Genomic DNA, 23,122 nt, shown 5'->3' with positions numbered 1-23,122 from the left:
TTTCTTGGACGTTTGAAACTCCAAGGCTTCTCCTATGCGCGTTTATGCTCTTACGGCTCTGCTCTGCACCCTCGCCGTGTCTGGATGCAACACCACCGCTTCCGTGTCCCCACCTCTCAAGGTCACGACCGCTGGCAAGCCCCTCACGGTAGATTCCTATTACTCCATCAATCCAGATTGCAGCTCAGTCGGGAAGACCGTAGTACGCCTCGTCGAAGCTCCCAAGAATGGCAGGCTCGAAACCAAAGAAGCAACCGACTTCCCGAGCTTCCGGGAAAGCAACAGCCGCCATCACTGCAATAGGCAGCGCGTTCCTGTAGTGCAGGCCATCTACATTCCATCGCCGGGGTATTTGGGCCAGGACAGCTTCAAGATGGATGTCATTTATCCATCGGGAACAGCCCGCACTTACAACTATAAGCTCGAAGTCCGCTAAAGCGCTGCCGCCGGGCCCGGTTTACATAAATCGGCGCCCAGCGCCTTCAACAAGTTCACTTCGGCAAGTACCATCTATACGTGGTAGTAATATATAAGCCTCAATCCCATTTGAGGCTTATGTTGTCTTTTGCCGGAGATTGATCGCGTATGACCTCGACCCGCTTTACCGCCGCCTGCATCCAGATGCGCTCCGGCCGCGACGTGCTGAAGAACCGCGACGACGCCGTGGCCCTCATCCGCGAGGCTGCCGAGAAGGGCGCGCATTTCGCCCAGACGCCGGAGATGACCTCTCTCGTCTGCCGCGAGCGGGCGGAGATGTTCGAGAAGGTAGGACCGCAGGAAAGCGATCCGGTTCTCGCCGCCTTGCGCGAGGTAGCGCGCGAGAAAAACATTATGATCCAGATCGGCTCCATCGCCGTGAAGGAAGGCGACAAGGTTGCCAACCGCGCCTTTCTGATCGATGCGGGCGGCGAGATCGTCACCAGCTACGACAAGATTCACCTTTACGACGTGGATCTGCCGAACGGCGAGAGCTGGCGTGAATCGGCCACCTATACGGGCGGCAGCACGGCGGTGCTGGCCGAGACGCCCTGGGGCTATCTCGGCATGACGATCTGCTACGACGTGCGCTTTGCGGCGCTCTACAAGGCACTGGCCGAAAACGGCGCGTCGTTCCTCACGGCTCCCGCCGCCTTCACGAAGCAGACCGGCGAAGCCCATTGGAATATCCTGCACCGGGCGCGCGCCATCGAGACCGGCTCCTTCATGATCTCGGCCGCCCAGGGCGGCTTGCATGAAGACGGGCGCGAGACCTTCGGCCATTCGATCATCGTCGATCCGTGGGGCCGCGTGCTGGCGGAAGCGGGCACTGAGCCCGGCGTGATCCTCGCCGAAATCGATCCGGCCCTTGTGACGGAAGTGCGTGGACGCATTCCGACGCTCAAGAACGCGCGTTCCTTCACGATCGAAACCGTATCGGCCTCCGAGCATCGTCAGGCGGCTCTAGCCTGACATTCCCGTTTGTGTACTGCCTGTTTGTGTATCGCGTCAGCCTGAACTCAAGGACATGATCAAATACGCCCTGGCCTGCGAGCAGGCCCACGAATTCGAGAGCTGGTTTCCTTCAAGCGAGGCGTTCGAGACGCAGCGCAAGCGCGGTTTCGTGACCTGCCCGTTCTGCAACTCGCCCAAGGTCGAGAAGCAGATCATGGCGCCTTCCGTCGCGCGCACCGACAAGGCGCCTGTCGCGCAACCGGAAGCGCAGCCCATGGCCGTTCTCTCGGACAAGGAGCACGAGATCCGCGCCGCGTTGCGCGCCCTGCGTGAGCACGTGCTGAAGAATTCGGAGGATGTCGGCCGCAACTTCGTCGAGGAAGCGCGCAAGATGCATTTCGGCGAAGCGGAGGAGCGTTCGATTCACGGCGAGGCCGATTTCGAGGAAGCCCGCGCCTTGCTCGAAGAAGGCATCGACGTGCTGCCGATCCCCGTCGTTCCGGACGACCGGAACTAGAAACCGAAACCACGATCCCCAAAAGCAGGCTTCCGCTCTCGGGGATCGATAGGGGATGGCGGATTACTTCTTCGGCGAGATCATCTCGTAGCCGAGCGTCGTCGTGCCCTTGAACGCCCAGATGCTCTGGTAGCCGCCCTCGTTCTCGTCATCCTCGACGAGAAGCGCTGTTCCACTTGCGCCCTTGGTGACGAAGCTCGCCGCGAGAACGCGCTCGTCTCCGACAGCGAAGCCCTCATAGCGCTCATTTCCGATGATCCAGGTGAGCTTGAACGTGTCCTTGCTCGTCTGGACGATGGTAAGCGTGCCCGTGTACTCCGAGTTGGACTCGCCGTTACTGCCCTTGACCGTATAAACACCGGGACCGGCTGCCGCGGCGGGAACGCTCGCACCCATGGCAAAAAGGCTGGCCGCGGCCAGCGTTGCGATTGTCTTCAAGATTTAGCCCCTAGGCTCAGATTGCGCTTCGTTTCTCAACAAGTCAGCGTTCGTCTTCACCGAGCCTAGCTGTTGGTGACTTTTATTGTCCCGACGTCGCGAATGCGCGGGAGAGGTAACACATCTTACCTTAGGTAAACAGCTCTATTTTCCTATATCGTCTGAGATGCAGGGCGCATCGATCCTGGAAAAATGCCCTGCCAAGGCCTCGATCTCACGCACTGACACTCCATGTCAGGTTGAACAGAGCATAGGACTTCTCTTGGCGATCTTCTTCACGAGCGACACTCATTTCGGCGATCCCCGGGTGCTGCGGATCGACAAGCGACCGTTTGAGACCGTCGCCGAGCACGATGAAGCCCTCATCGCCAACTGGAACGAGACGGTCTCGGCGGATGACGAGATCTGGCACCTGGGCGATTTCGCCCTGCATGCGCGCCCGGAACGCATCGAGGAGCTGCTCTCCCTGCTCAACGGACGGAAACACCTGATCACCGGCAACAACGATGGAGAGGCGACGATCAAGGCGAAAGGCTGGGAGAGCGTGCAGGCCTATGCCGAGCTCGCCCTCGAAGGCCGCGCGGTCGTCATGTGTCATTACGCGTTCCGCACCTGGAAGAACATGGGACGCGGCTGGATCGACCTTCACGGCCACTCGCACGGCAAGCTGAAGCCCCAGACGCGCCAATACGATGTGGGGGTCGATGCCTGGAATTTTCGTCCCGTGACCCTGGAAACGATCCTGTCCACCAAACGCCGCCGCACGCCTTCCCACGCCTGAGCAGCAGAGTTGCTCCCGTTTTTGTGAAGGGACAGGTGCCGAAATTCCTTCCCCCTCGAACCTTTCCGGCTATGACCGGTTTGAACGATAGGAGTGAGGGATGGATCATCCGAAAAGCGATCTGAGGCCGACACGGCGCATCTCCTTGATGCGCCAATTCTTCGATAGCGGGGCCTCCGGCGGCATGATCCTCATGGGCGTGACGGTAATCGCGCTCGTTCTCGCCAACTCTCCTGCAGCGCCTGTCTATTTCGGAATCCTGAAAACCTACGTCTTTGGCCTGAGCATTCTGCACTGGATCAACGATGCGCTGATGGCCGTGTTCTTCCTGCTCGTGGGACTCGAGATCAAGCGTGAGATGCTGGACGGACAGCTCTCCACCTGGCCGCGCCGCATCCTGCCCGGCATCGCGGCGCTCGGCGGCATGATCGTGCCGGCCCTCGTATACCTCTTCATCACACGCAACGAACCGCACCTGCATCACGGCTGGGCGATTCCCGCAGCTACCGACATCGCCTTCGCGCTCGGCGTGCTGGCGGTCATAGGCTCCCGCGTGCCGACCTCCCTCAAGATCTTTCTGACGGCGCTTGCGATCCTGGACGATCTCGGCGCGATCATCATCATCGCCCTGTTCTACACGAGCGATCTGTCGCTTCCGATGCTTGCCGGAGCCGTGTTCTGCCTCGTCGCGCTCGTGAGCTTCAACCGGTTCAACGTCACAAGCCTCGTGCCCTATCTGCTTGTCGGCGCGGTGCTGTGGTTCTTCGTGCTGCAATCGGGCATTCACGCTACACTGGCGGGCGTTGCGCTCGCGCTCACCATCCCGCTTCAAGCCAACCCGAAGGCGACGCGGGCGGAGGATGCCCCGCTCCACCGCCTGGAGCATGCGCTCCATAAGCCGGTTGCCTTCGGCATCATCCCGATCTTCGGTCTCGCGAATGCGGGCGTGTCACTGTCGGGTCTGTCGTTCGACGCCCTGCTCAGCCCCCTGCCCCTCGGCATCGCCATGGGCCTCTTCATCGGCAAGCAGGTGGGCGTGTTCGCCTTCTCCGAGCTGGCGATCCGTCTCAACCTTGCCGACATGCCCGCAGGCGCGTCGCGGCTGCAATGCTACGGCGTGGCTCTGCTCTGCGGCATCGGCTTCACCATGAGCCTGTTCATCGGCGCCCTCGCCTTCCCAGACGACCCCTTGCTCACCGACGAGGCCAAGATCGGCGTGCTCATGGGCTCGGTTCTCTCGGCGCTGGCAGGCTATATCCTGCTCAGCTTCGCGCCCCGCGAAAAGCTTCAGGTCCGCGAGGCGAGCAGCATGTAATTGACCGAGAGGTCTCGGCTGAGGGACCAGCTGTCGCGCAGGGGATTGTAGCCGACGCCCGTCAGGTCGTTGACGGCGAAGCCTGCATTCCTGAGGGCATCGGTCAGCTCGTCCGGGGTGACGAACCTGTCCCATTCGTGGGTGCCCTTCGGCAGCCAGCGAAGGATGTACTCGGCGCCGACGATGGCGGAGGCGAAGGAGCGAAGCGTCCGGTTGATCGTCGCCATGACGAGAACGCCGCCCGGTTTGACCGCCTGGGCGCAGGCATTCACGAAGGCCTGCACGTCCGCCACATGCTCCACCACTTCCATGGCCAGCACGATATCGAAGGTTTCGCCCCTTGCGACGACCGCCTCGACGGTCTCGTTGCGGAAATCGACTGGCACCCCTGCGCGCTCCGCATGGAGCTTGGCCACGGAGATGTTGGTGGGGGCCGGATCGAGGCCGGTCACCGTCGCGCCGAGCCGTCCCAAGGGCTCCGAGAGCACCCCTCCGCCGCAGCCCACGTCGAGAATCGTCAGCCCCTCGAGCGAACGGGCGGAGCGTGGATCGCGTCCGAACCGGCGGCAGGCCTCGTCGCGGATATAGGCGAGCCGGACGGGATTGAACTTGTGCAGCACCTTCATGGGACCGTTCGAGTCCCACCACGTTTCGGCAATCTGCTCGAAACGGGCGACCTCGGCAGGGTCGATGGTCGTGGATGCGGCGTCGGTCATGAGATCCGATTCCTTAGGCTAAAGAATTGATTTCCGCGCGTTGACAGGGAGCGGACTGAACGTCATGTATACGCGCCTTTCCGAAGTCGCGAAGGGCAAAATTTTCAACTAACCCACGGCCTTCTTCGCATGCCCCGTCTTGTCATGAAGTTCGGCGGTACATCCGTCGCGAACGTAGAGCGAATCCGCAACGTGGCGCGGCACGTCAAACGCGAGGTCGAGGCCGGCTTCGACGTGGCCGTGGTGGTCTCGGCCATGTCGGGCAAGACCAACGAACTGGTCGGCTGGGTGAAAGACGCTTCCGCTCTCTACGACGCCAAGGAATACGACGTGGTCGTCGCCTCCGGCGAGCAGGTCACCTCGGGGCTTCTCGCCATCGCGCTGCAGGAGATCGGCATCAAGGCCCGGTCCTGGCAGGGCTGGCAGATCCCGATCATGACCTCGGATGCCCACGGCTCGGCCCGCATTGCCGACATCGACGGCTCCGGCATCATCGAAGGCTTTGAAAAGAATAAGGAAGTCGCCGTCGTCTCCGGCTTTCAGGGCGTCCATAAGGACACCCGGCGCGTGACCACCCTCGGCCGCGGCGGCTCGGACACCAGCGCGGTGGCGCTGGCCGCCGCCATCGGGGCGGAGCGCTGCGACATCTATACGGATGTGGACGGCGTCTACACCACCGATCCGCGCATCGTGCCCAAGGCACAGCGCTTGGATAAAGTTTCATACGAGGAAATGCTGGAGATGGCCTCCCTCGGGGCCAAGGTGCTCCAGGTGCGCTCGGTCGAGCTCGCCATGATGCACCGGGTTCCCACCTATGTGCGCTCCAGTTTCGACGATCCCGCCGATCCCAAGCTCGGCACCCTCATCTGCGACGAGGAAGACATCATGGAACAGCAGGTTGTCACGGGCATCGCCTATTCGCGCGACGAAGCCCAGATTACGTTGCGGAATGTGGCCGACAAGCCGGGCATCGCCGCCTCGATCTTCGTGCCCTTGGCTGACGCCAACATCAACGTGGACATGATCATCCAGGTGGTGTCGGACGACACCACCACCACGGACATCACCTTCACCGTCCCCTCCGCCGAGTACGAGCGGGCCTGCACGGTTCTCAACGCCCACAAAGGCGAGATCGAGTTCCGCGACCTCCAGGGCGCCACGGACGTGGTGAAGGTCTCGGCCATCGGGGTCGGCATGCGCAGTCACGCGGGCGTCGCCGCCAAGGCCTTCAAAGCCTTGGCCGACAAGGGAATCAACATCCGCGCGATCACGACTTCTGAAATTAAGTTCTCTGTCCTGATCGACTCGGCCTATACTGAGCTTGCCGTGCGCACGCTCCACTCGCTATACGGCCTGGACAAGGCTTGATTGAGAGCAGGCCAGATTGACGGCGGGTCACCCGGCCTGCCACACTCGGCTCAACAACCGCCGGTTCGCCTCGCCGGCTCCGAAGGACGGGAACTGAGAAGCTCATGCCAAGCGCTCCCGGCGGTCCGCGCCTTCTGCTGCGCCGCCTCCGCGAGATTATGGCGGAGCCGGTGGGGGCTCAGGACCGCCTCGACAAGATCGTGATCCAGATCGCCGCCAACATGGTGGCGGAGGTGTGTTCCGTTTATGTGATGCGCGGCGACGGCGTCCTCGAGCTGTTCGCCACCGAGGGCCTGAACCGGGAGGCCGTCCACCTCACCGTCATGCGCGCGGGCGAAGGCCTCGTCGGCCTCATCGCCTCCACGGCCGAACCGCTGGCCCTCTCCGATGCCCAGAGCCATCCGTCCTTCTCCTACAAGCCGGAGACGGGCGAAGAGATCTACCACGCCTTTCTCGGCGTCCCGCTGCTGCGCGCGGGCAACACCCTCGGCGTTCTCGTCGTCCAGAACCGCACCTACCGGGTCTATACGGAAGAGGAAGTCGAGGCGCTCCAGACCACCGCCATGGTGGTGGCCGAGATGCTCGCGACCGGCGAGCTGCAGGCGCTGGCCCCGGTCGATGCGGGCATCGCGCTTCGCCGCCCCGTCTACCAGAAGGGCACGGCGCTCGCCGACGGCGTCGGCCTTGGCCATGTGGTGCTGCACGAGCCCCGCGTCGTCATCAAGAACCTGATCGCCGAGAACGTCGAGTCCGAGCTCCAGCGTTTGGAGAAAGCCATCGGCGAAGTGCGCGTCTCCATCGACGAGCTGATCGAGCGTGGCGACGTGGCCCATCACGGCGAGCACCGCGAGGTTCTCGAGACCTTCCGCATGTTCGCCCACGATCAGGGCTGGCTGCGCCGCATGCGCGAGGCCGTGATCTCCGGCCTCACGGCAGAGGCCGCCGTGGAGCGGGTGCAGTCGGACAACCGCGCCCGCATGCTGCGCCAGACGGATCCTTACCTGCGCGAGCGCCTGCACGATCTCGACGACCTCGCCAACCGCCTGCTCTTCCGCCTCGTCGGGCGCGATCTCGTGGCCGACCGCCATTCCCTGCCGGACAATGCGATCATCGTGGCCCGCTCCATGGGTCCTGCGGCGCTCCTCGATTACGACCGCTCGCGCCTGCGCGGCCTCGTGCTCGAGGAAGGCGGTCCGACCAGTCACATCGCCATCGTGGCGCGCGCGCTCGGCATTCCCGCCGTGGGCGAGGTATCGAACGCAACCTCGCTGACCGAGCCAGGCGACGCGATCATCGTCGACGGCGCAGCCGGTGAAGTACAGATCCGCCCGAACGCGGATGTCGAGGCGGCTTATGCCGAAAAGGCCCGTCTCCGCGCCCGGCGGCAGGAGCAATATCTCAAGCTGCGCGACGTGCCGTCCATGACCAAGGACGGCGTCGAAATCACGCTGCAGCTCAATGCGGGCCTTCTCGTCGACCTGCCGCATCTCGAGGAAACCGGCGCCGCCGGCGTCGGCCTGTTCCGCACCGAGCTGCAGTTCATGATCGCCGAGAGGATGCCCTCCGCTTCCGACCAGCAGGCGCTCTACAGCGCCGTGTTCGCGGAAACGGGCGACAAGCCTGTGACCTTCCGCACCCTCGACATCGGGGGCGACAAGATCCTGCCCTACATGCAGGCCGTCGAAGAGGAGAATCCCGCGCTCGGCTGGCGCGCCATCCGCATCGGCCTCGACCGTCCGGGCCTCCTGCGCGCCCAGGTGCGCGCCCTGTTGAAGGCCGCTTCCGGGCGCCCCTTGAAGATCATGTTCCCGATGGTGGCGACCTGCGACGAGTTCGAGCGCGCGCGGACCATCGTGGAGCGGGAGAAGAGCTATCTCTCGCATCACGGCCACGTCCTTCCCTCCGATCTCAAGCTCGGCGTGATGCTGGAGGTGCCTTCGCTCCTCTTCCAGCTGAAAGAGATTTGCGACCGGGCCGACTTCATCTCCATCGGTTCGAACGATCTCATGCAGTTCCTCTTCGCCATCGACCGCGAGAACCGGCGCGTGGCGGACCGCTTCGATCCATTGAGCACGCCCATGCTGCGTGCCCTGAAGATGGTTGCGGAGCAGGCTCTCGCCTCGAACTGCCAGGCGACCCTGTGCGGAGAGATCGGCGGACGTCCGCTCGAAGCCATGACGCTGCTGGGCCTCGGCTTCCGTTCGCTGTCCATGTCGCCGGCGTCCATCGGGCCGGTGAAAGCCATGCTGCTCGCGCTCGATATCGCCGAGCTCGAAACCTTCCTTCACAATGAGCTCGAGCATGCGGGAAGCGGCGATACGCTGCGCCCGAAACTTGCTCAGTTTGCCGAAAGCCGTGGTATTCCGGTCTGATGTCGATTGCGCCTCCCACCGACCGCCTGAACGCTATTCTCGCTCGCCATGACATCATCACGGCGACGCTCAATGCCGGCCCCGATCCGGAAACCTTCGTCGCGTTGTCGCGCGAGCTTTCCGAGCTCGACGGCGTCGTGGGCGCGATCCGCGCCTACCGCGCCATGGAAGACAACCTGGAAGGACTTCAAACGCTGATCGACGATCCCTCGACGGACAGCGAAATGCGCAAGCTCGCCGAGGAGGAAATCCCGCAGGCGCGGGAGGACCTGGAGAAGGCTGCGCAGGACTTGCGCATCATGCTGCTGCCGAAGGACGAGGCGGACGAGAAAAGCGCCATCCTCGAAATCCGTGCCGGCACGGGCGGTGACGAGGCGGCTCTCTTCGCGGGCGATCTTTTGCGCATGTATTCGCGCTATGCGGACCTGAAAGGCTGGAAGGTCGAGATCGTCTCCGAGAGCGAAGGCACCGCTGGCGGCTACAAGGAAGTGGTGGCCGAGGTGAAAGGGCGCGGGGTGTTCGCGCGCCTGAAATTCGAGAGCGGCGTGCATCGCGTGCAGCGCGTGCCCGACACGGAAACGCAAGGCCGCATCCACACCTCCGCCGCCACCGTCGCCGTGCTGCCGGAAGCGGAGGATGTGGACATCGTCGTCAACGACGCGGACCTCAAGATCGAGACCATGCGCGCGCAGGGCGCTGGCGGCCAGCACGTGAACAAGACCGAATCCGCCATCCGCATCACGCACCTGCCGACGGGCACGGTGGTGTTCGTTCAGGACGAACGCTCCCAGCACAAGAACCGCGCCCGCGCCATGGCACTGCTGCGCTCGCGCCTCTACGACGCCGAGCGCACCGCGAAGGACGCGGCCCGCGCCGCCGACCGCAAGTCGCAGGTGGGCTCTGGCGATCGCTCCGAGCGCATCCGCACCTACAATTTCCCGCAAGGGCGCGTGACCGATCATCGGATCAACCTCACGCTCTACAAGCTCGAAGAGGTCATGGCCGGCAACGCCCTCGACGAGCTGGTCGATGCGCTGATCACCGAGCATCAGGCAGCCCAGCTCGCGGACCAGGATCAGGCCGCGTGATCGAGGGCCTGAGCCACATCACGCTCATCACCCGCGATCTCGACCGCATGAGCGCGATTGTCGAACAGGTTCTGGACGGAAAAGAGGTCTATTCCTCAGGCGACGACACCTTCTCGCTCTCGCGCGAAAAATTCTTCATCGTCGGCGGGCAATGGGTCGCGCTGATGGAAGGCGAAAGCCTGCCGTCGCGCAGCTACAACCACATCGCCTTCAAGATTCCCGCTTCCGAAATCGACGATTATCGCGCCCGCATCGAAAGACTCGGTCTGGAGACCCGCGAGCCGCGCCCGCGCGTGGAAGGCGAAGGTCATTCGATCTACTTCTACGACCACGACAACCATCTGTTCGAACTGCATACCGGCACGCTGGAAGAGCGGCTGGAGCGGTATCGCAAAGGCGTTGCGGCGTGAGCATTCTCACCCGCGCCCAAGCGCTCAGGAACTTGCGCCAGACACTGATGGAAGCGGGTTTCGAGACAGCCGCTATCGATGCCCGTCTGCTGGTTCTCTCCGCGCTCGATATCCCAGCGACCGCGCTCATCACCAATCCCGACATTCCACTGACCCCAGCCGAGGCAGAGCTTCTCGCGGCTTTCACCCGACGGCGCCTCGCTCATGAGCCGGTGGCGCGAATCGTCGGGGAACGGGAGTTCTGGGGCCTGCCCTTCGCCCTCTCGGCCGAGACTCTGGTGCCGCGTCCGGACACGGAAACCGTGGTGGAGACGGTGCTCGAGCTCCTGCCCGACCGGCAGGCACCCCTGCTGATGGCCGATTTCGGCACCGGCTCGGGCTGCATCCTGGTGGCCCTGCTCCATGAATTGCCCCAGGCCACCGGTCTGGGGGTGGACCTGTCGCCGGGCGCCCTCGAAACCGCCCGCCGGAACGCCTGGGCGAACGGGGTGGGAGACCGCAGCCTTTTCGCTTTGTCCCATTGGGCCGATGCGGTGACAGGCCAGTTCGACCTGATCGTCTCCAACCCGCCCTATATCGCTTCTCCCGTCATCCCCACCCTCGACCGGGAGGTGCGGGAGCATGACCCCCTGCTTGCCCTCGACGGCGGCCCGGACGGGCTGGAGCCCTACCGGATCCTGTTGGACGAGGCCCGTCGCCTTCTTGTGCCCGGGGGTCTTCTGGCGGTCGAGATCGGCTACGACCAGGCGGAGGAATTAAAAACCTTGGCCGCAGAGAAGGGCCTTGAAATCGTGGAAATCGCTCACGATCTTTCTGGCAACCCCAGATGTGTTGCCATGAGGCGCCCATAACCGTACCGAGTGAGGCATTCTTGCCTCAGGCAGGGGTAAAAGCTAAAAATGGCTTGTTGGACCGAGAGGAACCCGCTAGATTCGATCATAGAGATCGTCCTCGGTCGTAAGAAAACGGTAGCTCCCAGGAGGAGCATGCCGGAAGACCAAACGATATCCATCGCGCAGGCAGGGGCTTAATGAACAGCCGAGCGCGATCATCTGAACCCGATACTGAAGGATAGTCAGGCGCTCGTTTGCGCTCTGGCTGAACGACAGGCGGTTTGCCACGCGAACGGTGGGCGTTGAGCCCGTTCGGTGAATATTGGCTGCATATCGCGTGGGTTTGAAGAACCAGCGAGGCTCGTAGAGCAAAAAATGAGACCAGGACAAAACAGGCGTATGCGCGGTCGTAACCGCAACAATGGTGGTAACAAGGGTCCCAATCCCTTGACCAAGAGCTATGAGTCCAACGGCCCGGACGTGAAGATCCGCGGCACGGCTCAGCATATCGCCGAGAAATACAGCCAGCTTGCCCGCGATGCGCAGGCGAGCGGCGATCCGGTGGCTGCGGAGAACTATTTCCAGCACGCAGAGCACTATTACCGCATCATCGCGGCCGCTCAGGAGCAGTTGCGCGAGCAGTACGGCTACCAGCAGCGCTTCGATGACGAAGGCGACGAAGAGGGCTTCGCCCAGGATCGTCCGAACTTCGAGCGTTCCGGCGGCAATGGCGATGAGGCCGACTTCGGCTCCCAGCCGCAGCCTTACGAGACACGCGGCGAAGGCGACCGCCCGGCCCGCTTCGACCGTGGAGACCGTCCGGATCGTGGCGAGCGCCAGGACCGCGGCGATCGTCAGGAGCGTGGTGACCGTCGTGAGCGTTTCCAGCGCGATCGTGGCCCGCGCCAGGATCGGCAGGATTTCCAGCGCGACGACCAGGCCGGCAACGGCGAGGGTGAGCGCCCCGCCCGCTTTGAACGCCAGGAGCGTCAGGACCGCCCCGAGCGCCGTGAGCGCTTCCAGCGCGACCGCCGCCCTCGCGAGGAAGCGGACAACGCCGATGCAGGTGGCCTGCCGGCTTTCCTGACCAACCCGGTTCGCTCGGCTCCCGCACCTGTCGAGGAGCAGCCCGTGGCTCCGACCTTGGATTTCGGTACCGAGGCTGCCGAGAAGCGTCCCCGCCGCACCCGCCGTCCTCGCCGTGAGGTCGTCGAGAACGCAGGCGATGAGGGCGGCAGCTTCACGCCGGATGTGGAAACGCCCGCCGCCGAGTAACGGCTCGCACAAGACAAGATTAAGAAAGGGAGAGCCGGGCTCTCCCTTTTTTGTTGTCTAAAGCCCGGAGGCGACCTGAACGAGACGGCTGAACACCCCTCTTACAGCGCCAGTGTCGCCTGCTCGGTTTCGAGGTGGTCGCCGACCGCGATGCTCCCGCCGCTGAGCACTTCGGCATAGATGCCGCAATCGAAGTGGCCATAGGCCTGCATGAGGCTTTTCGGAATCTGCAGGTCGCGGATGCCGGTATCGGGATCGACATTGGTGGCGGCGCAACGCTCGATGCGCTTCGTTACCTTCAACCGCACGCCGGACGCGGTGGTGAGTACCTGCCCGACGAGATCGAACTCGGCCCAGGGCTCCAGCCCGTCGATATGCAGGTTGCCGCGAAACCTCAAAGGATCGACGGGCGCGCCGATGACGGTTTCGAGCTGCCGCACGCTGGCGAGATTGATAAGAGAGACATAGCCCCGCCGGGAATCGGTGAAGCGGAAGCCATCAGGCGCAGTGAGCACCTTCGGCGGGCCGCGCAGCTCCCTCGGCATATAGCGGCGGAAGAACGCCTCGATGGCGAGCCTTCCCTGCTCCGTCGAAAGATCGCCGCGCGCCACTTCGCGCCCACCCTCCTCGATGAAGAGCGTCGTGATGCGGTCGAGATAGCGGGTCTTCAGCCGCGCCAGGCTCTCGTTGCGCATGAGCATGAGAAACTTGATCTTGGGCTGGTGCTGCGGGCTTGAAGGCTCGAACCCGGCAGGCCCGTTCTCGATGGCGAAAAGACGATCGCCGGGGAAGTACCCGCCCTTGTCGAGGGTAGCGGTCTCCAGATTCTCTGGCGAGAGGCCTTTTACGGGATAGCGTTGAAGAGAGGCGATGCGGATGCTCATGCATCCTGGGTTAAGGCATGCCTTACCAAGAGAAAAGCCCCGCCGGAAACCGGCAGGGCTCTCTCACCTGAAAATCTGCATGAGGATGTTAGGAAGCGTCACCCGAACGAGCCACCTTCGAGCGTTTCAGCTGCGGCGTGAAGCCGGCCTCGCGACCGCTCGAGCGGTCGAACTCGACCATGTGCGGATCCTGCTGCATGCCCTCATGCGAGGTCTGGTGCTCAGGGATATTGGCCGTGGGCCCAGCCTCCTGCTTCATGCGCAACGCCTTCTCGGCATTGGCCACCAACTCCTGGCGGGCCTTCTCGGCCTTGCGCTTCTTGGGGCTGAGACGGGAAAGAAAATCTGAAAATCCCATGGTGAATTACTCCTTTGCGCGCGAAAGCACACCATCGCTCCGGTCGCTGCGATGGGTCGGCGGGGTTTCGACGTTCTGACGGTTCTCCGGAATATCGCGGGAGGTTTTCATGGTGCCGGTCGAATCGCCGATATCCTGGTCGGCGTCGGTGGCCTTGGCCCCCTCTCCGTTCCTGAGCAGGCGACCGTTCTCAGTCGTGTCGCCGAAGGTCTGCGGAGTGACGGAGGGCTGCTCCTCCGCCGGGCTTTCGGGAACGGCCAGACCAAGCTCGGCATTTCGCGCCAGATCGGCACGGGCTTTTTCGGCGTCTGAGCGCGGATCGCGCGACATGGAAGCCTCCTTGAATCCATTGAAATCACGTGCAGGGTCAATGCGAGGCCTCAAGAGGGGTTCCCCTTAAGACCCCTCTTGTTGTTCTTGCGCCTTGCCCCCACCTTAAGCGCAGCGGATGCTTCCTGAAGAAGGTCCGACATCACTGAGCTGGCCTGTGCCTCGAAGAGGGCGGGATAGCTTGAGGAGGGATGATTATATGAACTTCGAAAAATACACCGAGCGCGCCCGGGGTTTCGTTCAGGCTGCGCAAAATCTGGCCATGCGGGAAGGACACCCGCAGCTCTCCCCCGGCCATGTGCTGAAGGTCCTGCTCGACGATCCGGAAGGCCTCTGCGCCGGCCTTATCGACCGCGCGGGCGGACGCTCGCGCGATGCGCATGCAGCGGTCGAGCAATGGCTCGCCAAGCAGCCGAAAGTATCCGGCTCCGCCGCGCAGCCTCAGGCGACGCGCGACCTGATGCGCTTCTTCGACACCGCCGAGAAGGCTGCCGAGAAGGCCGGCGATTCCTACGTCACCGTCGAACGGATGCTTTTGGCGCTCGCTGTCGAGAAGGATTCGGAGGCCGGCAAGATTCTGGCCCAGGCCGGCGTGACGGCCCAAGGGCTGAACAATGCCATCAATGCCTTGCGCAAGGGCCGCACCGCCGACAATGCGACGGCGGAGAACGCTTATGATGCGCTGAAGAAATATGCCCGCGACCTCACCGAGGCGGCCCGCGAGGGCAAGCTCGATCCGGTGATCGGCCGCGACGAGGAAATCCGCCGCACGATCCAGGTGCTCTCGCGCCGCACCAAGAACAACCCGGTGCTCATCGGCGAGCCCGGCGTCGGCAAGACCGCCATCGTGGAAGGCCTTGCCCTGCGCATCGTCAATGGAGACGTGCCCGAGTCGCTGAAGGACAAGCAGCTGCTTGCCCTCGACATGGGTGCGCTGATCGCGGGCGCAAAGTATCGCGGCGAGTTCGAGGAGCGCCTGAAGGCCGTGCTCAACGAAGTGACGGCAGCCGAAGGCGGCATCATTCTCTTCATCGACGAGATGCACACGCTGGTCGGCGCGGGCAAGGCCGATGGCGCGATGGACGCCTCGAACCTCCTGAAGCCTGCGCTTGCACGCGGCGAGCTGCACTGCGTCGGCGCGACCACGCTCGACGAGTATCGCAAGCACGTGGAGAAGGACGCAGCACTCGCCCGTCGCTTCCAGCCTGTCTTCGTGAGCGAGCCCACCGTGGAGGACACGGTGTCGATCCTGCGCGGACTGAAGGAGAAATACGAGCAGCATCACGGCGTACGCATCACCGACTCCGCGCTTGTGGCCGCGGCCACGCTCTCGAACCGCTACATCACCGACCGCTTCCTGCCGGACAAGGCCATCGACCTCGTGGACGAGGCCTCGTCGCGCCTGCGCATGCAGGTCGATTCGAAGCCGGAAGAGCTCGACAACGTGGACCGCGAGATCGTGCGTCTCAAGATCGAGCAGGAGGCTCTCAAGAAGGAGACGGATGCCGCTTCCAAGGACCGCCTCGAGCGTCTGACGAAGGAGCTTGCGGATCTGGAGGAGCAATCGGCTGCCATCACCTCGCGCTGGAAGGCGGAGAAGGACAAGCTGGGCGCCGCCGCCGATCTGAAGAAGAAGCTCGAAGAGGCGCGCAACCAGCTCGCTTCCGCACAGCGCAACGGCGATTGGGCGAAGGCGGGCGAACTCTCCTACGGGGTCATCCCGGGCCTGGAGAAGCAGCTTGCCGATGTGGAAGAGAAAGCCGATGGCGGCGGCCTGATGGAAGAGGCGGTGACGCCCGACCACGTGGCGCAGGTCGTCTCGCGCTGGACCGGCGTGCCCGTCGACAAGATGCTGGAAGGCGAGCGCGAGAAGCTGCTGCACATGGAGCAGGATCTCGGCAAACGCGTCGTCGGCCAGCGTGAAGCGGTCGAAGCCGTCTCGACGGCTGTGCGCCGCGCGCGCGCAGGCCTGCAGGATCCGAACCGGCCGATCGGCTCGTTCATGTTCCTCGGCCCCACGGGCGTCGGCAAGACGGAGCTTACCAAGGCTCTCGCCGCGTTCCTGTTCGACGACGAAACCGCGCTCGTGCGCCTCGACATGTCGGAATACATGGAGAAGCACTCGGTCGCCCGCCTGATCGGCGCGCCTCCCGGCTATGTCGGCTATGAGGAGGGTGGCGCCCTGACGGAAGCGGTTCGCCGCAGGCCCTATCAGGTGGTGCTGTTCGACGAGATCGAGAAAGCGCATCCGGACGTCTTCAACGTCCTGCTGCAAGTGCTCGACGACGGGCGCCTGACGGACGGCCAGGGCCGCACCGTGGACTTCCGCAACACGCTGATCATCATGACCTCCAACCTGGGTGCCGAGTATCTGGTGAACCAGCCCGAGGGTCAGGATACGGACGCGGTGCGCGATGAAGTCATGGGCGTGGTGCGTTCGCACTTCCGGCCCGAGTTCCTCAACCGTGTGGACGAGATCATTCTGTTCCACCGGCTGAAGCGCTCGGAGATGGGTGCCATCGTCGACATCCAGCTCACCCGCCTGCAGAAGTTGCTGGAAGATCGCAAGATCACGCTGCAACTCGACGACGATGCCCGCGCGTGGCTTGCCGAGAAGGGCTACGACCCCGCCTATGGCGCGCGTCCGCTGAAGCGCGTGATCCAGAAGAACGTTCAGGATCCGCTGGCCGAGGCCATCCTGGCCGGTGAGATCAAGGACGGCGAGTCCGTCCCCGTGCATGCAGGCCCCATGGGCCTGACCATCGGCGACGCCGTCGTGGCCAAGGCCACGGAGCGCCCGCCGGAAGGCGTGCGGTTGAACTGATCGCTATCAATCATGGCAATAGGAAAGGCCGGGACGAACCCGGCCTTTCTCATGTCTGATTGCTATTCCGCAGCGGCGCGAAAATCGTCCTCATCGCGGGCCGGGGGCCTGTTGCCCTCGCGGAGCAGCATGTCCTTGTTGGTGCGAGCGACCTTGTCCTCACGCAACTCGCGCTTTGAACGTCGCAGCTGCTTGGCCGTCTTCTGCAAAGCCTGCCTGAAGCCGGCATAGAGGTCCTTGTTCTTGGCCTCGCCGGTCATCACCTTCAAAGCGCCCATCTGGATGTTCACCGTACACCGATAGGTGTTTCCCTCGCGGGTGACGTGTACGGAGGCGGTGCTCAGCCTTCCGAAATACTTGCTCGCCACTTGGCGGATGTTGGTTCTGGCATATTCGGGAAACATATCTCCCAGATCGACATTCGAGCTTTGCACCAGGATCGCATTTTCGGCGCCTTCTAGACTCATTCGGTCCTCCGTTGGTGTGAAGGTTCGAGGGCTAACGGCTGTTCTGCAAGAAGGTTTCAGGATGAAAGGAAACAAATTTTTCCGGCGGCAGTTATATCCTGTTTAGCTTTCGCGAACGGAAAAATCCCTTCACGCAGAGAAGGACGCCAGCCTTGCACAGGATCATGCAGCCCGCAACAGGTTCTGCCGCCACGAGCGGACCCGGCATTTTTCCGACGTTCTTTCTCTCGGGCTTCGAGTGTTCCACCTTCATCTGGAAGGACCAGGGACGGCGCGATCTCGTCGCAGAAACGCAGCACCGTGAACACGTGGACGAGGATTACGCGTTTCTCCGCTCCCTCGGCATCGCCGTTGCGCGGCAGGGCATACCTTGGCCGTTCGTCGACAAGGGCGCGGATTATGACTTCTCATGCCTCGATCCTTTCATCGATGCGATGAACCGCCACCAGATCCTGCCGATCTGGGATCTCTGCCATTACGGCTATCCGGACGACGCGGATCCCTTCGCGGACGATTTCGCGGAGCGTTTCGCGGCCTATGCCCGCGCCGCCGCTGAATACGTGACCACGCGCATTCACGGCCCGCATTTCTTTACTCCGATCAACGAGATCACCTTCTTCGCCTTCATGGGCGGCGAATGGGGCTGGACCGCTCCCTTCGGCACCACCAACGAGCAGCGGATCAAGCTGCGTCTGGCTCTGTGCCGCGCCGACATCGCAGCCGTGAAGGCTATCCGCGACGTCGACCCTGAAGCGCGCATGGTTCACATCGATCCGCTGATCCTCGTCGTGGCTCCGCGCGACAGGTCCGACCTTCGGGACGAGGCGGATCGCGAGACCTACGAGGACACGTTCTTCGCCTGGGACGTGATTGCCGGTCGGCGTCATCCCGAACTCGGCGGCTCGCCGGACGTGCTCGATATCGTAGGCGTCAACTGCTACTCGTTCGGGCAGATGGAATATCGCGAGCATGGCCCGCATGCTTCGCTCGAACCCCATGACGAGCGGATCCGCCCTCTTGGCGATCTGTTGAGCTATGCCTGGGAGCGCTATCACCGTCCGATGATCGTGGGCGAGACGAGCGGCCTGCGGGAGGGCCGCCCGGACTGGCTGTGCGACATCGTCGAGGAATCGCTTGCCGCCGTGCGCAAGGGCATCGATCTGCACGGCGTCTGCCTCTTTCCCGCAATCGACATGCCCGACTGGCACACGGGGGAGTGGCTGCACAACGGCCTGTGCGATCTCGTGGAGGAGAACGGCACCCTCAAGCGTGTGCCGTACCAGCCCTACATCGATGAGTTGCGGAAGTGGCAGACCATTCTGAACCGGGTCACGGTTCTGGATGAGGACCCGTTCAGCGATCCCGTCGATCTCTCCGACATCAAGGAAGCCGCCGAGCGGATGAACGTCACGTCCGACAAGGATTGGTGCTGAGCGCGGCGGTTTCACCGCCGGGGCTGTCGCTGCGCCACTTCACCCACATCCACCACGCGCACCGCGACATCGCGGGTGCGGTTGTTGCGCATCACCTTCAGCGTCACGGTCTTATCCGTGCCTTCGCGCTCGAGCCGGTCCGTGAGATCGGACAGACGCCGCACCGGCACGTCTTCGATGCCGATGATGATATCGCCGATGGCGCCGATGGTGGGATCGACTCCGCGCAGCCCGGCCTGTTCCGCGGGCGAGCCTGGCGCCACGCCCGCAACGATGACGCCGGTGACGCCAAGCTGAGCGGCGACGGCTTCGTTCGCCGCGAGAATGCCGATGCCGGGCGTCGGAACGCGACCGCTGCGGATGAGCTCCGGCACGACCCGGTTCACCACATCGACGGGAATGGCAAAGCCGATGCCTGCATTCGCTCCGGAGGGAGAGTAGATCGCCGTGTTCACGCCGATCAGCCGCCCTGCGGAATCGAGCAGCGGGCCGCCGGAATTGCCGGGATTGATGGCGGCGTCGGTCTGAATCACGTCGGCGATCTCACGTCCGCCGCTTGTCGGCAGGCGGCGCTTGAGCGCGCTGATGATGCCTGTGGTGAGGGATTGGTCGAGGCCGAAGGGATTGCCGATGGCATAGGCCGTCTGCCCCACCTTGAGATCGGCGGAGCCGCCAATGGCGACAGGGGCTGGCAAGCCGCTCCGGGTGTTGAGCCGCAGCACCGCGAGATCGTAGTTGGGCGCGCGGCCCACCACTTCGGCAGGCACCACTTCGCCGGAAGCGAGACGCACCACGAAGCCTGTGCCGTTTGCCACCACGTGATCGTTGGTCACCACATGACCGGCGGCATCCCAGACGAAACCCGTCCCCGATCCCGACGGCTCCGCTTCCGTCGTGAAGCCACGGTTCGACACGCTCACGACCTGCAGCACGGATGGCGCCACGGTTTCGAACACGCGGATCGTCGAGCGTTCCAGTTCCGACAGGTCGCCGCGCGCCGTCACCGCACGCGGTTCGCGGGCAGAAAACAGATAGGTGCTGACGTAAGGCTGAATCACAAGGATCGCCAGCAGCACCGCAACCGCCAACATGATGAGCCGTGTCGTCCGCTCCTGCATCTCTTCTCCGTGTGGTTGCCGCATGCGATCTCACACAATGGACGCGCTTGGACGGACTTCGTTCCTCCCAACTGATATCTCGAACAAAACTCTTCGGCGAGCGTTCGACACCACAGGCCCTTTCAGGAGAAGCTCATGTCCTCTCGCCGTCTCATGGTTGCTGGCATCGCCGCCGCCTTCGCCCTTCCCGCCTTCGCTCAGCAAAGTCAGGCACCGTCCTATCCCGTAACGCCGCAGCCGACCGAAACGCGGTCTAACCAGGCCCTCGGCCAGGGTGCGGAACAGCGCCAGCAGCGCACGCAGCAGGGCGGCGCTCCGCAGGATACGCAGACGCCGATGCGGCAGGGCCAAGCCAACAGCGCACCCTCCGCGCAAGGCCAGCAGCAATCTCAGGCCGATCGCCAATACGTTCAGCAGGCGCTCGCATTGAGCACGGTCTCGCTTCAGCAATCGAACTTCGCCCTCTCGAAGGCGCAGGATCCGCGCGTGAAGCAGTTCGCCGAATTCGAGATCGGCGAGCAGAATACCCTCACCGATGTCATGCGCTCCTTCGCCGATCCGGCCGCGACCGCATCGACCTCCGCGGGCGCACAGGCTTCGGCCGCCACGGCACCGGAACTGTCGCAGGAGGACTCCGCCGCCATGGAGCGCCTGTCGAAAGCCCAGCCCGGCGCCGCGCTGGATCGTGAATACGTGACCATGCAGATTCAGGGACATCAGAAGCTTCTGAAGCTGCAGGAAGATTACCTAAAGAACTCCGGCAACCGCGAGATGACCAACATCGCCAAGCTCGCGCGCGGCCAGATCAAGGAGCACATCGTGCTGCTCGAAACCATGCAGAAGGAGCTTGGCCGCTAAAGGTGTCGCGGCCCCGCCTGTTTGCACGGCGCGGGCCGGAACACCTCTTTCAACAGGCCGTTGCTTTTCAAGATAGGCGGGCACGCTCTCGAGCCCGCCGGGAAACGAAGAAGAGGAATATCCGATGGCGCGAGACAAGCGCGGAAATCCGCCTGAGCCTCCGGTCGATGAAGTGTTGAACGAGCTTGTGCAGGAAGAAGGCGGCGACGATTTCATCGCGGGCCCGACTCAGCGCAACGATGTCGGCAACACGAAGCGCGCAGCGGCGAAAGCCACCGGCGTGATGGGCGCAACGAAGAAACTCGATCCCGATCTCGACATCGATCACGTGGACGACGGACGGATCGCCAGCGGTTCCAAGGCGGGAATCCGCTCTTTCAAGGAAGTGCCGGAAGAGGAAGACGATGACGCCAGCTTCACCCTGTCCAACGAGGAGATCGCCGAAGGCGTGCCGACGACGGCGAACAAAAGCCCCGCGGCTCGCGCAGCTCAGACGGATGCAGGAACGGGATCGACGGGAATGAGCGGCGGCGCGACCTCGCGCAAGCGCGTGCCCGCTCCCGGCAATGCGGTGGATGTGCCGAAAGGAACGCTCGTGCGCGGGCATCCTACGGCGAGCCAGTCCGGTGGAAAGTCGTTGTCCTCCACCGGGGACGAGAAGCCGCCGAAGCGCGCAGGCCGCGCCGCGGAAGGCCAGGTCGACCGCCCCCTTTCCAAGGGCGGATCGGAAGAACGCTGATCCTTTTCGATACGATTCCACTGCCTCGGAGCCATGTCTCCGAGGCATGTCTTTGTTCACTCAGCCGGAAGGCGGAGTGACAGCACCTCCCTTGGGCTTTATGGATCGTTCAAGTCGAATGACTTAATTGAAATAAAGTTACGGGGAAACTCTCATGGATAGAAGAAACGTTCTCAAAGGCGCCGGTCTCGCTGCAGCGGCAGGCGTCGTGGCTTCGCCTGCGATCGCGCAGTCCCAGCCCGAGATTCGCTGGCGCATGGCGTCGAGCTATCCCAAGAGCCTCGACACCCTCTACGGCGCGGGCGAGATGGTGGCCAAGCGCGTGGCAGCCGCCACAGACAACAAGTTCCAGATCCAGGTGTTCGCCGCCGGCGAAATCGTGAGCGGCCTGCAGGTGCTCGACGCCACGCAGAACGGCACCGTGGAATGCGGCTATACCCTGTCGAGCTATTACATCGGCAAGGATCCCACCTTCATGTTCGACACCTCCGTGCCGTGGGGCATGAACGTGCGCCAGCACAATGGCTGGATGTATTACGGCGGCGGTCTCGACCTCGTGCGCGAGTTCCTGAAGGACTACAACGTCATCTCCTTCCCGGCAGGCCAGACCGGCGCGCAGATGGGCGGCTGGTTCCGCAAGGAGATCAACTCGGTTGCCGATCTCCAGGGCCTCAAGATGCGCATTGCCGGAATGGGCGGCCAGATCCTGCAGAAGCTCGGCGTCGTGCCGCAGGTTCTCGCGGGCGGCGACATCTATCCGGCGCTGGAGCGCGGCACGCTCGACGCGGTGGAGTTCTCCGGACCCTACGACGACGAGAAGCTCGGCTTCGTGAAGGTTGCGAAGTACTACTACTATCCCGGCTTCTGGGAAGGCAGCGCCCAGCCCTCGCTCTACGTGAACATGGAGAAGTGGAACTCGCTGCCTGCCAACTACAAGGCCATCCTGGAAGCCGCCTGCGCCGAAGCCAATGCCCTGTGCATGGCGAAATACGATGCGCAGAACGCCGAGGCGATCCGCCGTCTCGTCTCGCAGGGCGCGCAGCTGCGCGCCTTCCCGCGCGATGTGATGGAGCAGAGCTACAAGGAAGCCTTCAAGACCTACAGCGACATCGCGGCGTCCAACGCGAAGTTCAAGAAGATCTTCGATCACTGGAGCGCCTTCCGCGAGAAGGAGCTGACCTGGTTCCGCATCGCCGAGCTGCCCTTCGACTACTTCGTCAACCAGCAGCAGGGCCAGCGGTAAGCTTCTTGGAAAGGCGACGCAAGCGTCGCCTTTTCCTCACCTTGGCGGGATCGAAGCCTTGAGTGCGGCGTTGTTCAGGGGAACGCTTTTTCCAAGCCCATGGAGATCCCCATGAACAACGACAAGATGCGCAACAAGGATGAACAGGCCGACAAATCTCAGTCCAAGGACGAGAAGCTGCCGGAGAACTCCAAGAAGTCTCTCGACGAGAAGCTGGATGAAGGCGTGGAAGAAACCTTCCCGGCCAGCGACCCAGTTTCTGTGAAGATCACGAAGTAAGTTTCGTTATCCGATGCGATGCCCCAGGCCTGAGGCCTGGGGTTT

24 protein-coding genes are annotated in these 23,122 nt (G+C 63.2%); 17 read left to right on the top strand and 7 right to left on the bottom strand.

Going from position 1 to position 23,122, the window contains the following annotated elements:
* Positions 1–34: 34 nt before the first annotated feature.
* From BLP10_RS05160 to BLP10_RS05150, 3 genes are all read left to right on the top strand, one after another.
* Positions 35–436 (top strand): hypothetical protein, encoded by a 402-nt coding sequence (locus BLP10_RS05160; protein WP_091131178.1) that lies wholly within the window; start codon positions 35–37, stop codon positions 434–436.
* A gap of 149 nt (positions 437–585) precedes the next feature.
* The gene (locus tag BLP10_RS05155) at positions 586–1,449 is read left to right on the top strand and encodes a carbon-nitrogen hydrolase family protein (RefSeq protein WP_091131174.1); all 864 of its coding nucleotides are present in this window, start codon (positions 586–588) and stop codon (positions 1,447–1,449) included.
* A gap of 55 nt (positions 1,450–1,504) precedes the next feature.
* Complete coding sequence (locus BLP10_RS05150; protein WP_091131171.1) at positions 1,505–1,948, top strand: DUF1178 family protein; 444 nt, start codon at positions 1,505–1,507, stop codon at positions 1,946–1,948.
* Positions 1,949–2,011: 63 nt separating this feature from the next.
* Here BLP10_RS05150 and BLP10_RS05145 read toward each other — a convergent pair whose 3' ends face one another.
* Positions 2,012–2,386, bottom strand: a complete 375-nt coding sequence (locus BLP10_RS05145) for a hypothetical protein (RefSeq protein WP_091131168.1) — start codon at positions 2,384–2,386, stop codon at positions 2,012–2,014.
* 262 nt (positions 2,387–2,648) lie between these two features.
* Between BLP10_RS05145 and BLP10_RS05140 the strand changes: the two genes are divergently transcribed.
* Both BLP10_RS05140 and nhaA read left to right on the top strand, forming a co-directional pair.
* Positions 2,649–3,167: a metallophosphoesterase family protein gene (locus BLP10_RS05140; RefSeq protein WP_091131163.1), complete on the top strand. Its 519-nt coding sequence runs from the start codon at positions 2,649–2,651 to the stop codon at positions 3,165–3,167.
* Positions 3,168–3,267: 100 nt separating this feature from the next.
* Positions 3,268–4,482: a Na+/H+ antiporter NhaA gene (gene nhaA / locus BLP10_RS05135; RefSeq protein WP_091131159.1), complete on the top strand. Its 1,215-nt coding sequence runs from the start codon at positions 3,268–3,270 to the stop codon at positions 4,480–4,482.
* Here nhaA and ubiG read toward each other — a convergent pair.
* Positions 4,455–5,198, bottom strand: a complete 744-nt coding sequence (gene ubiG, locus BLP10_RS05130) for a bifunctional 2-polyprenyl-6-hydroxyphenol methylase/3-demethylubiquinol 3-O-methyltransferase UbiG (protein WP_091131155.1) — start codon at positions 5,196–5,198, stop codon at positions 4,455–4,457. The genes nhaA and ubiG overlap by 28 nt on opposite strands.
* A gap of 129 nt (positions 5,199–5,327) precedes the next feature.
* Between ubiG and BLP10_RS05125 the strand changes: the two genes are divergently transcribed.
* From BLP10_RS05125 to BLP10_RS05100, 6 genes are all read left to right on the top strand, one after another.
* Positions 5,328–6,566, top strand: coding sequence for an aspartate kinase (locus BLP10_RS05125; protein WP_091131151.1), 1,239 nt, complete (start codon positions 5,328–5,330; stop codon positions 6,564–6,566).
* 104 nt (positions 6,567–6,670) lie between these two features.
* Positions 6,671–8,938 carry a phosphoenolpyruvate--protein phosphotransferase gene (gene ptsP / locus BLP10_RS05120; RefSeq protein WP_091131148.1) on the top strand — a complete coding sequence of 756 codons (2,268 nt, stop codon included), beginning with the start codon at positions 6,671–6,673 and terminating at the stop codon, positions 8,936–8,938.
* Complete coding sequence (gene prfA, locus BLP10_RS05115) at positions 8,938–10,026, top strand: peptide chain release factor 1 (protein ID WP_091131144.1); 1,089 nt, start codon at positions 8,938–8,940, stop codon at positions 10,024–10,026. Before ptsP ends, prfA begins: the two co-directional genes overlap by 1 nt.
* A complete protein-coding gene (gene fosX, locus BLP10_RS05110) occupies positions 10,023–10,436 on the top strand; it encodes a FosX/FosE/FosI family fosfomycin resistance hydrolase (RefSeq protein WP_091131141.1) in 414 nt (137 codons plus the stop codon). The genes prfA and fosX overlap by 4 nt, the downstream gene beginning before the upstream one ends.
* Before the next feature lie 2 nt (positions 10,437–10,438).
* Entirely contained in the window at positions 10,439–11,287 is an 849-nt protein-coding gene (prmC, locus tag BLP10_RS05105; RefSeq protein ID WP_091132074.1) for a peptide chain release factor N(5)-glutamine methyltransferase, read from the top strand.
* A 381-nt stretch (positions 11,288–11,668) separates the two neighbouring features.
* On the top strand, positions 11,669–12,544 hold the full coding sequence (locus BLP10_RS05100) for a DUF4167 domain-containing protein (protein WP_091131138.1): 876 nt from the start codon (positions 11,669–11,671) through the stop codon (positions 12,542–12,544).
* 101 nt (positions 12,545–12,645) lie between these two features.
* Here the strand turns inward: BLP10_RS05100 and BLP10_RS05095 are convergent, their stop codons facing one another.
* The 3 genes from BLP10_RS05095 to BLP10_RS05085 form a co-directional block, all read right to left on the bottom strand.
* Complete coding sequence (locus tag BLP10_RS05095) at positions 12,646–13,428, bottom strand: MOSC domain-containing protein (protein WP_091131134.1); 783 nt, start codon at positions 13,426–13,428, stop codon at positions 12,646–12,648.
* 88 nt (positions 13,429–13,516) lie between these two features.
* Positions 13,517–13,786, bottom strand: coding sequence for a hypothetical protein (locus BLP10_RS05090; protein ID WP_091131130.1), 270 nt, complete (start codon positions 13,784–13,786; stop codon positions 13,517–13,519).
* 6 nt (positions 13,787–13,792) lie between these two features.
* Positions 13,793–14,116 carry a hypothetical protein gene (locus tag BLP10_RS05085; RefSeq protein WP_091131127.1) on the bottom strand — a complete coding sequence of 108 codons (324 nt, stop codon included), beginning with the start codon at positions 14,114–14,116 and terminating at the stop codon, positions 13,793–13,795.
* Positions 14,117–14,315: 199 nt separating this feature from the next.
* Here BLP10_RS05085 and clpB point away from each other — a divergent pair, with 199 nt between their 5' ends.
* Positions 14,316–16,940: an ATP-dependent chaperone ClpB gene (gene clpB / locus BLP10_RS05080; protein WP_091131123.1), complete on the top strand. Its 2,625-nt coding sequence runs from the start codon at positions 14,316–14,318 to the stop codon at positions 16,938–16,940.
* A 62-nt stretch (positions 16,941–17,002) separates the two neighbouring features.
* On the opposite strand, the gene hpf is transcribed toward clpB, so the two are convergent.
* Entirely contained in the window at positions 17,003–17,407 is a 405-nt protein-coding gene (hpf, locus tag BLP10_RS05075; protein ID WP_091131119.1) for a ribosome hibernation-promoting factor, HPF/YfiA family, read from the bottom strand.
* 164 nt (positions 17,408–17,571) lie between these two features.
* Here hpf and BLP10_RS05070 point away from each other — a divergent pair, with 164 nt between their 5' ends.
* The gene (locus tag BLP10_RS05070; protein WP_091131116.1) at positions 17,572–18,840 is read left to right on the top strand and encodes a glycoside hydrolase family 1 protein; all 1,269 of its coding nucleotides are present in this window, start codon (positions 17,572–17,574) and stop codon (positions 18,838–18,840) included.
* 11 nt (positions 18,841–18,851) lie between these two features.
* On the opposite strand, the gene BLP10_RS05065 is transcribed toward BLP10_RS05070, so the two are convergent.
* Positions 18,852–19,958: a S1C family serine protease gene (locus tag BLP10_RS05065; RefSeq protein WP_091131113.1), complete on the bottom strand. Its 1,107-nt coding sequence runs from the start codon at positions 19,956–19,958 to the stop codon at positions 18,852–18,854.
* A 135-nt stretch (positions 19,959–20,093) separates the two neighbouring features.
* Between BLP10_RS05065 and BLP10_RS05060 the strand changes: the two genes are divergently transcribed.
* The 4 genes from BLP10_RS05060 to BLP10_RS23075 all read left to right on the top strand — a co-directional run bounded on the left by BLP10_RS05060 (position 20,094) and on the right by BLP10_RS23075 (position 23,077).
* Positions 20,094–20,816 (top strand): DUF4142 domain-containing protein, encoded by a 723-nt coding sequence (locus BLP10_RS05060; RefSeq protein ID WP_091131109.1) that lies wholly within the window; start codon positions 20,094–20,096, stop codon positions 20,814–20,816.
* A 124-nt stretch (positions 20,817–20,940) separates the two neighbouring features.
* Positions 20,941–21,555 carry a hypothetical protein gene (locus BLP10_RS05055; protein ID WP_091131105.1) on the top strand — a complete coding sequence of 205 codons (615 nt, stop codon included), beginning with the start codon at positions 20,941–20,943 and terminating at the stop codon, positions 21,553–21,555.
* Between the two features lie 154 nt (positions 21,556–21,709).
* Positions 21,710–22,798 carry a TRAP transporter substrate-binding protein gene (locus tag BLP10_RS05050; protein WP_091131102.1) on the top strand — a complete coding sequence of 363 codons (1,089 nt, stop codon included), beginning with the start codon at positions 21,710–21,712 and terminating at the stop codon, positions 22,796–22,798.
* 111 nt (positions 22,799–22,909) lie between these two features.
* A complete protein-coding gene (locus BLP10_RS23075; RefSeq protein ID WP_175493768.1) occupies positions 22,910–23,077 on the top strand; it encodes a hypothetical protein in 168 nt (55 codons plus the stop codon).
* Positions 23,078–23,122 lie beyond the last annotated feature (45 nt).

It is taken from the genome of Microvirga guangxiensis, assembly GCF_900102135.1.
Taxonomy (GTDB): domain Bacteria; phylum Pseudomonadota; class Alphaproteobacteria; order Rhizobiales; family Beijerinckiaceae; genus Microvirga; species Microvirga guangxiensis.
Note: the sequence above shows the minus strand (reverse complement) of the source record. Positions and strands in the feature narration are given on the sequence as shown.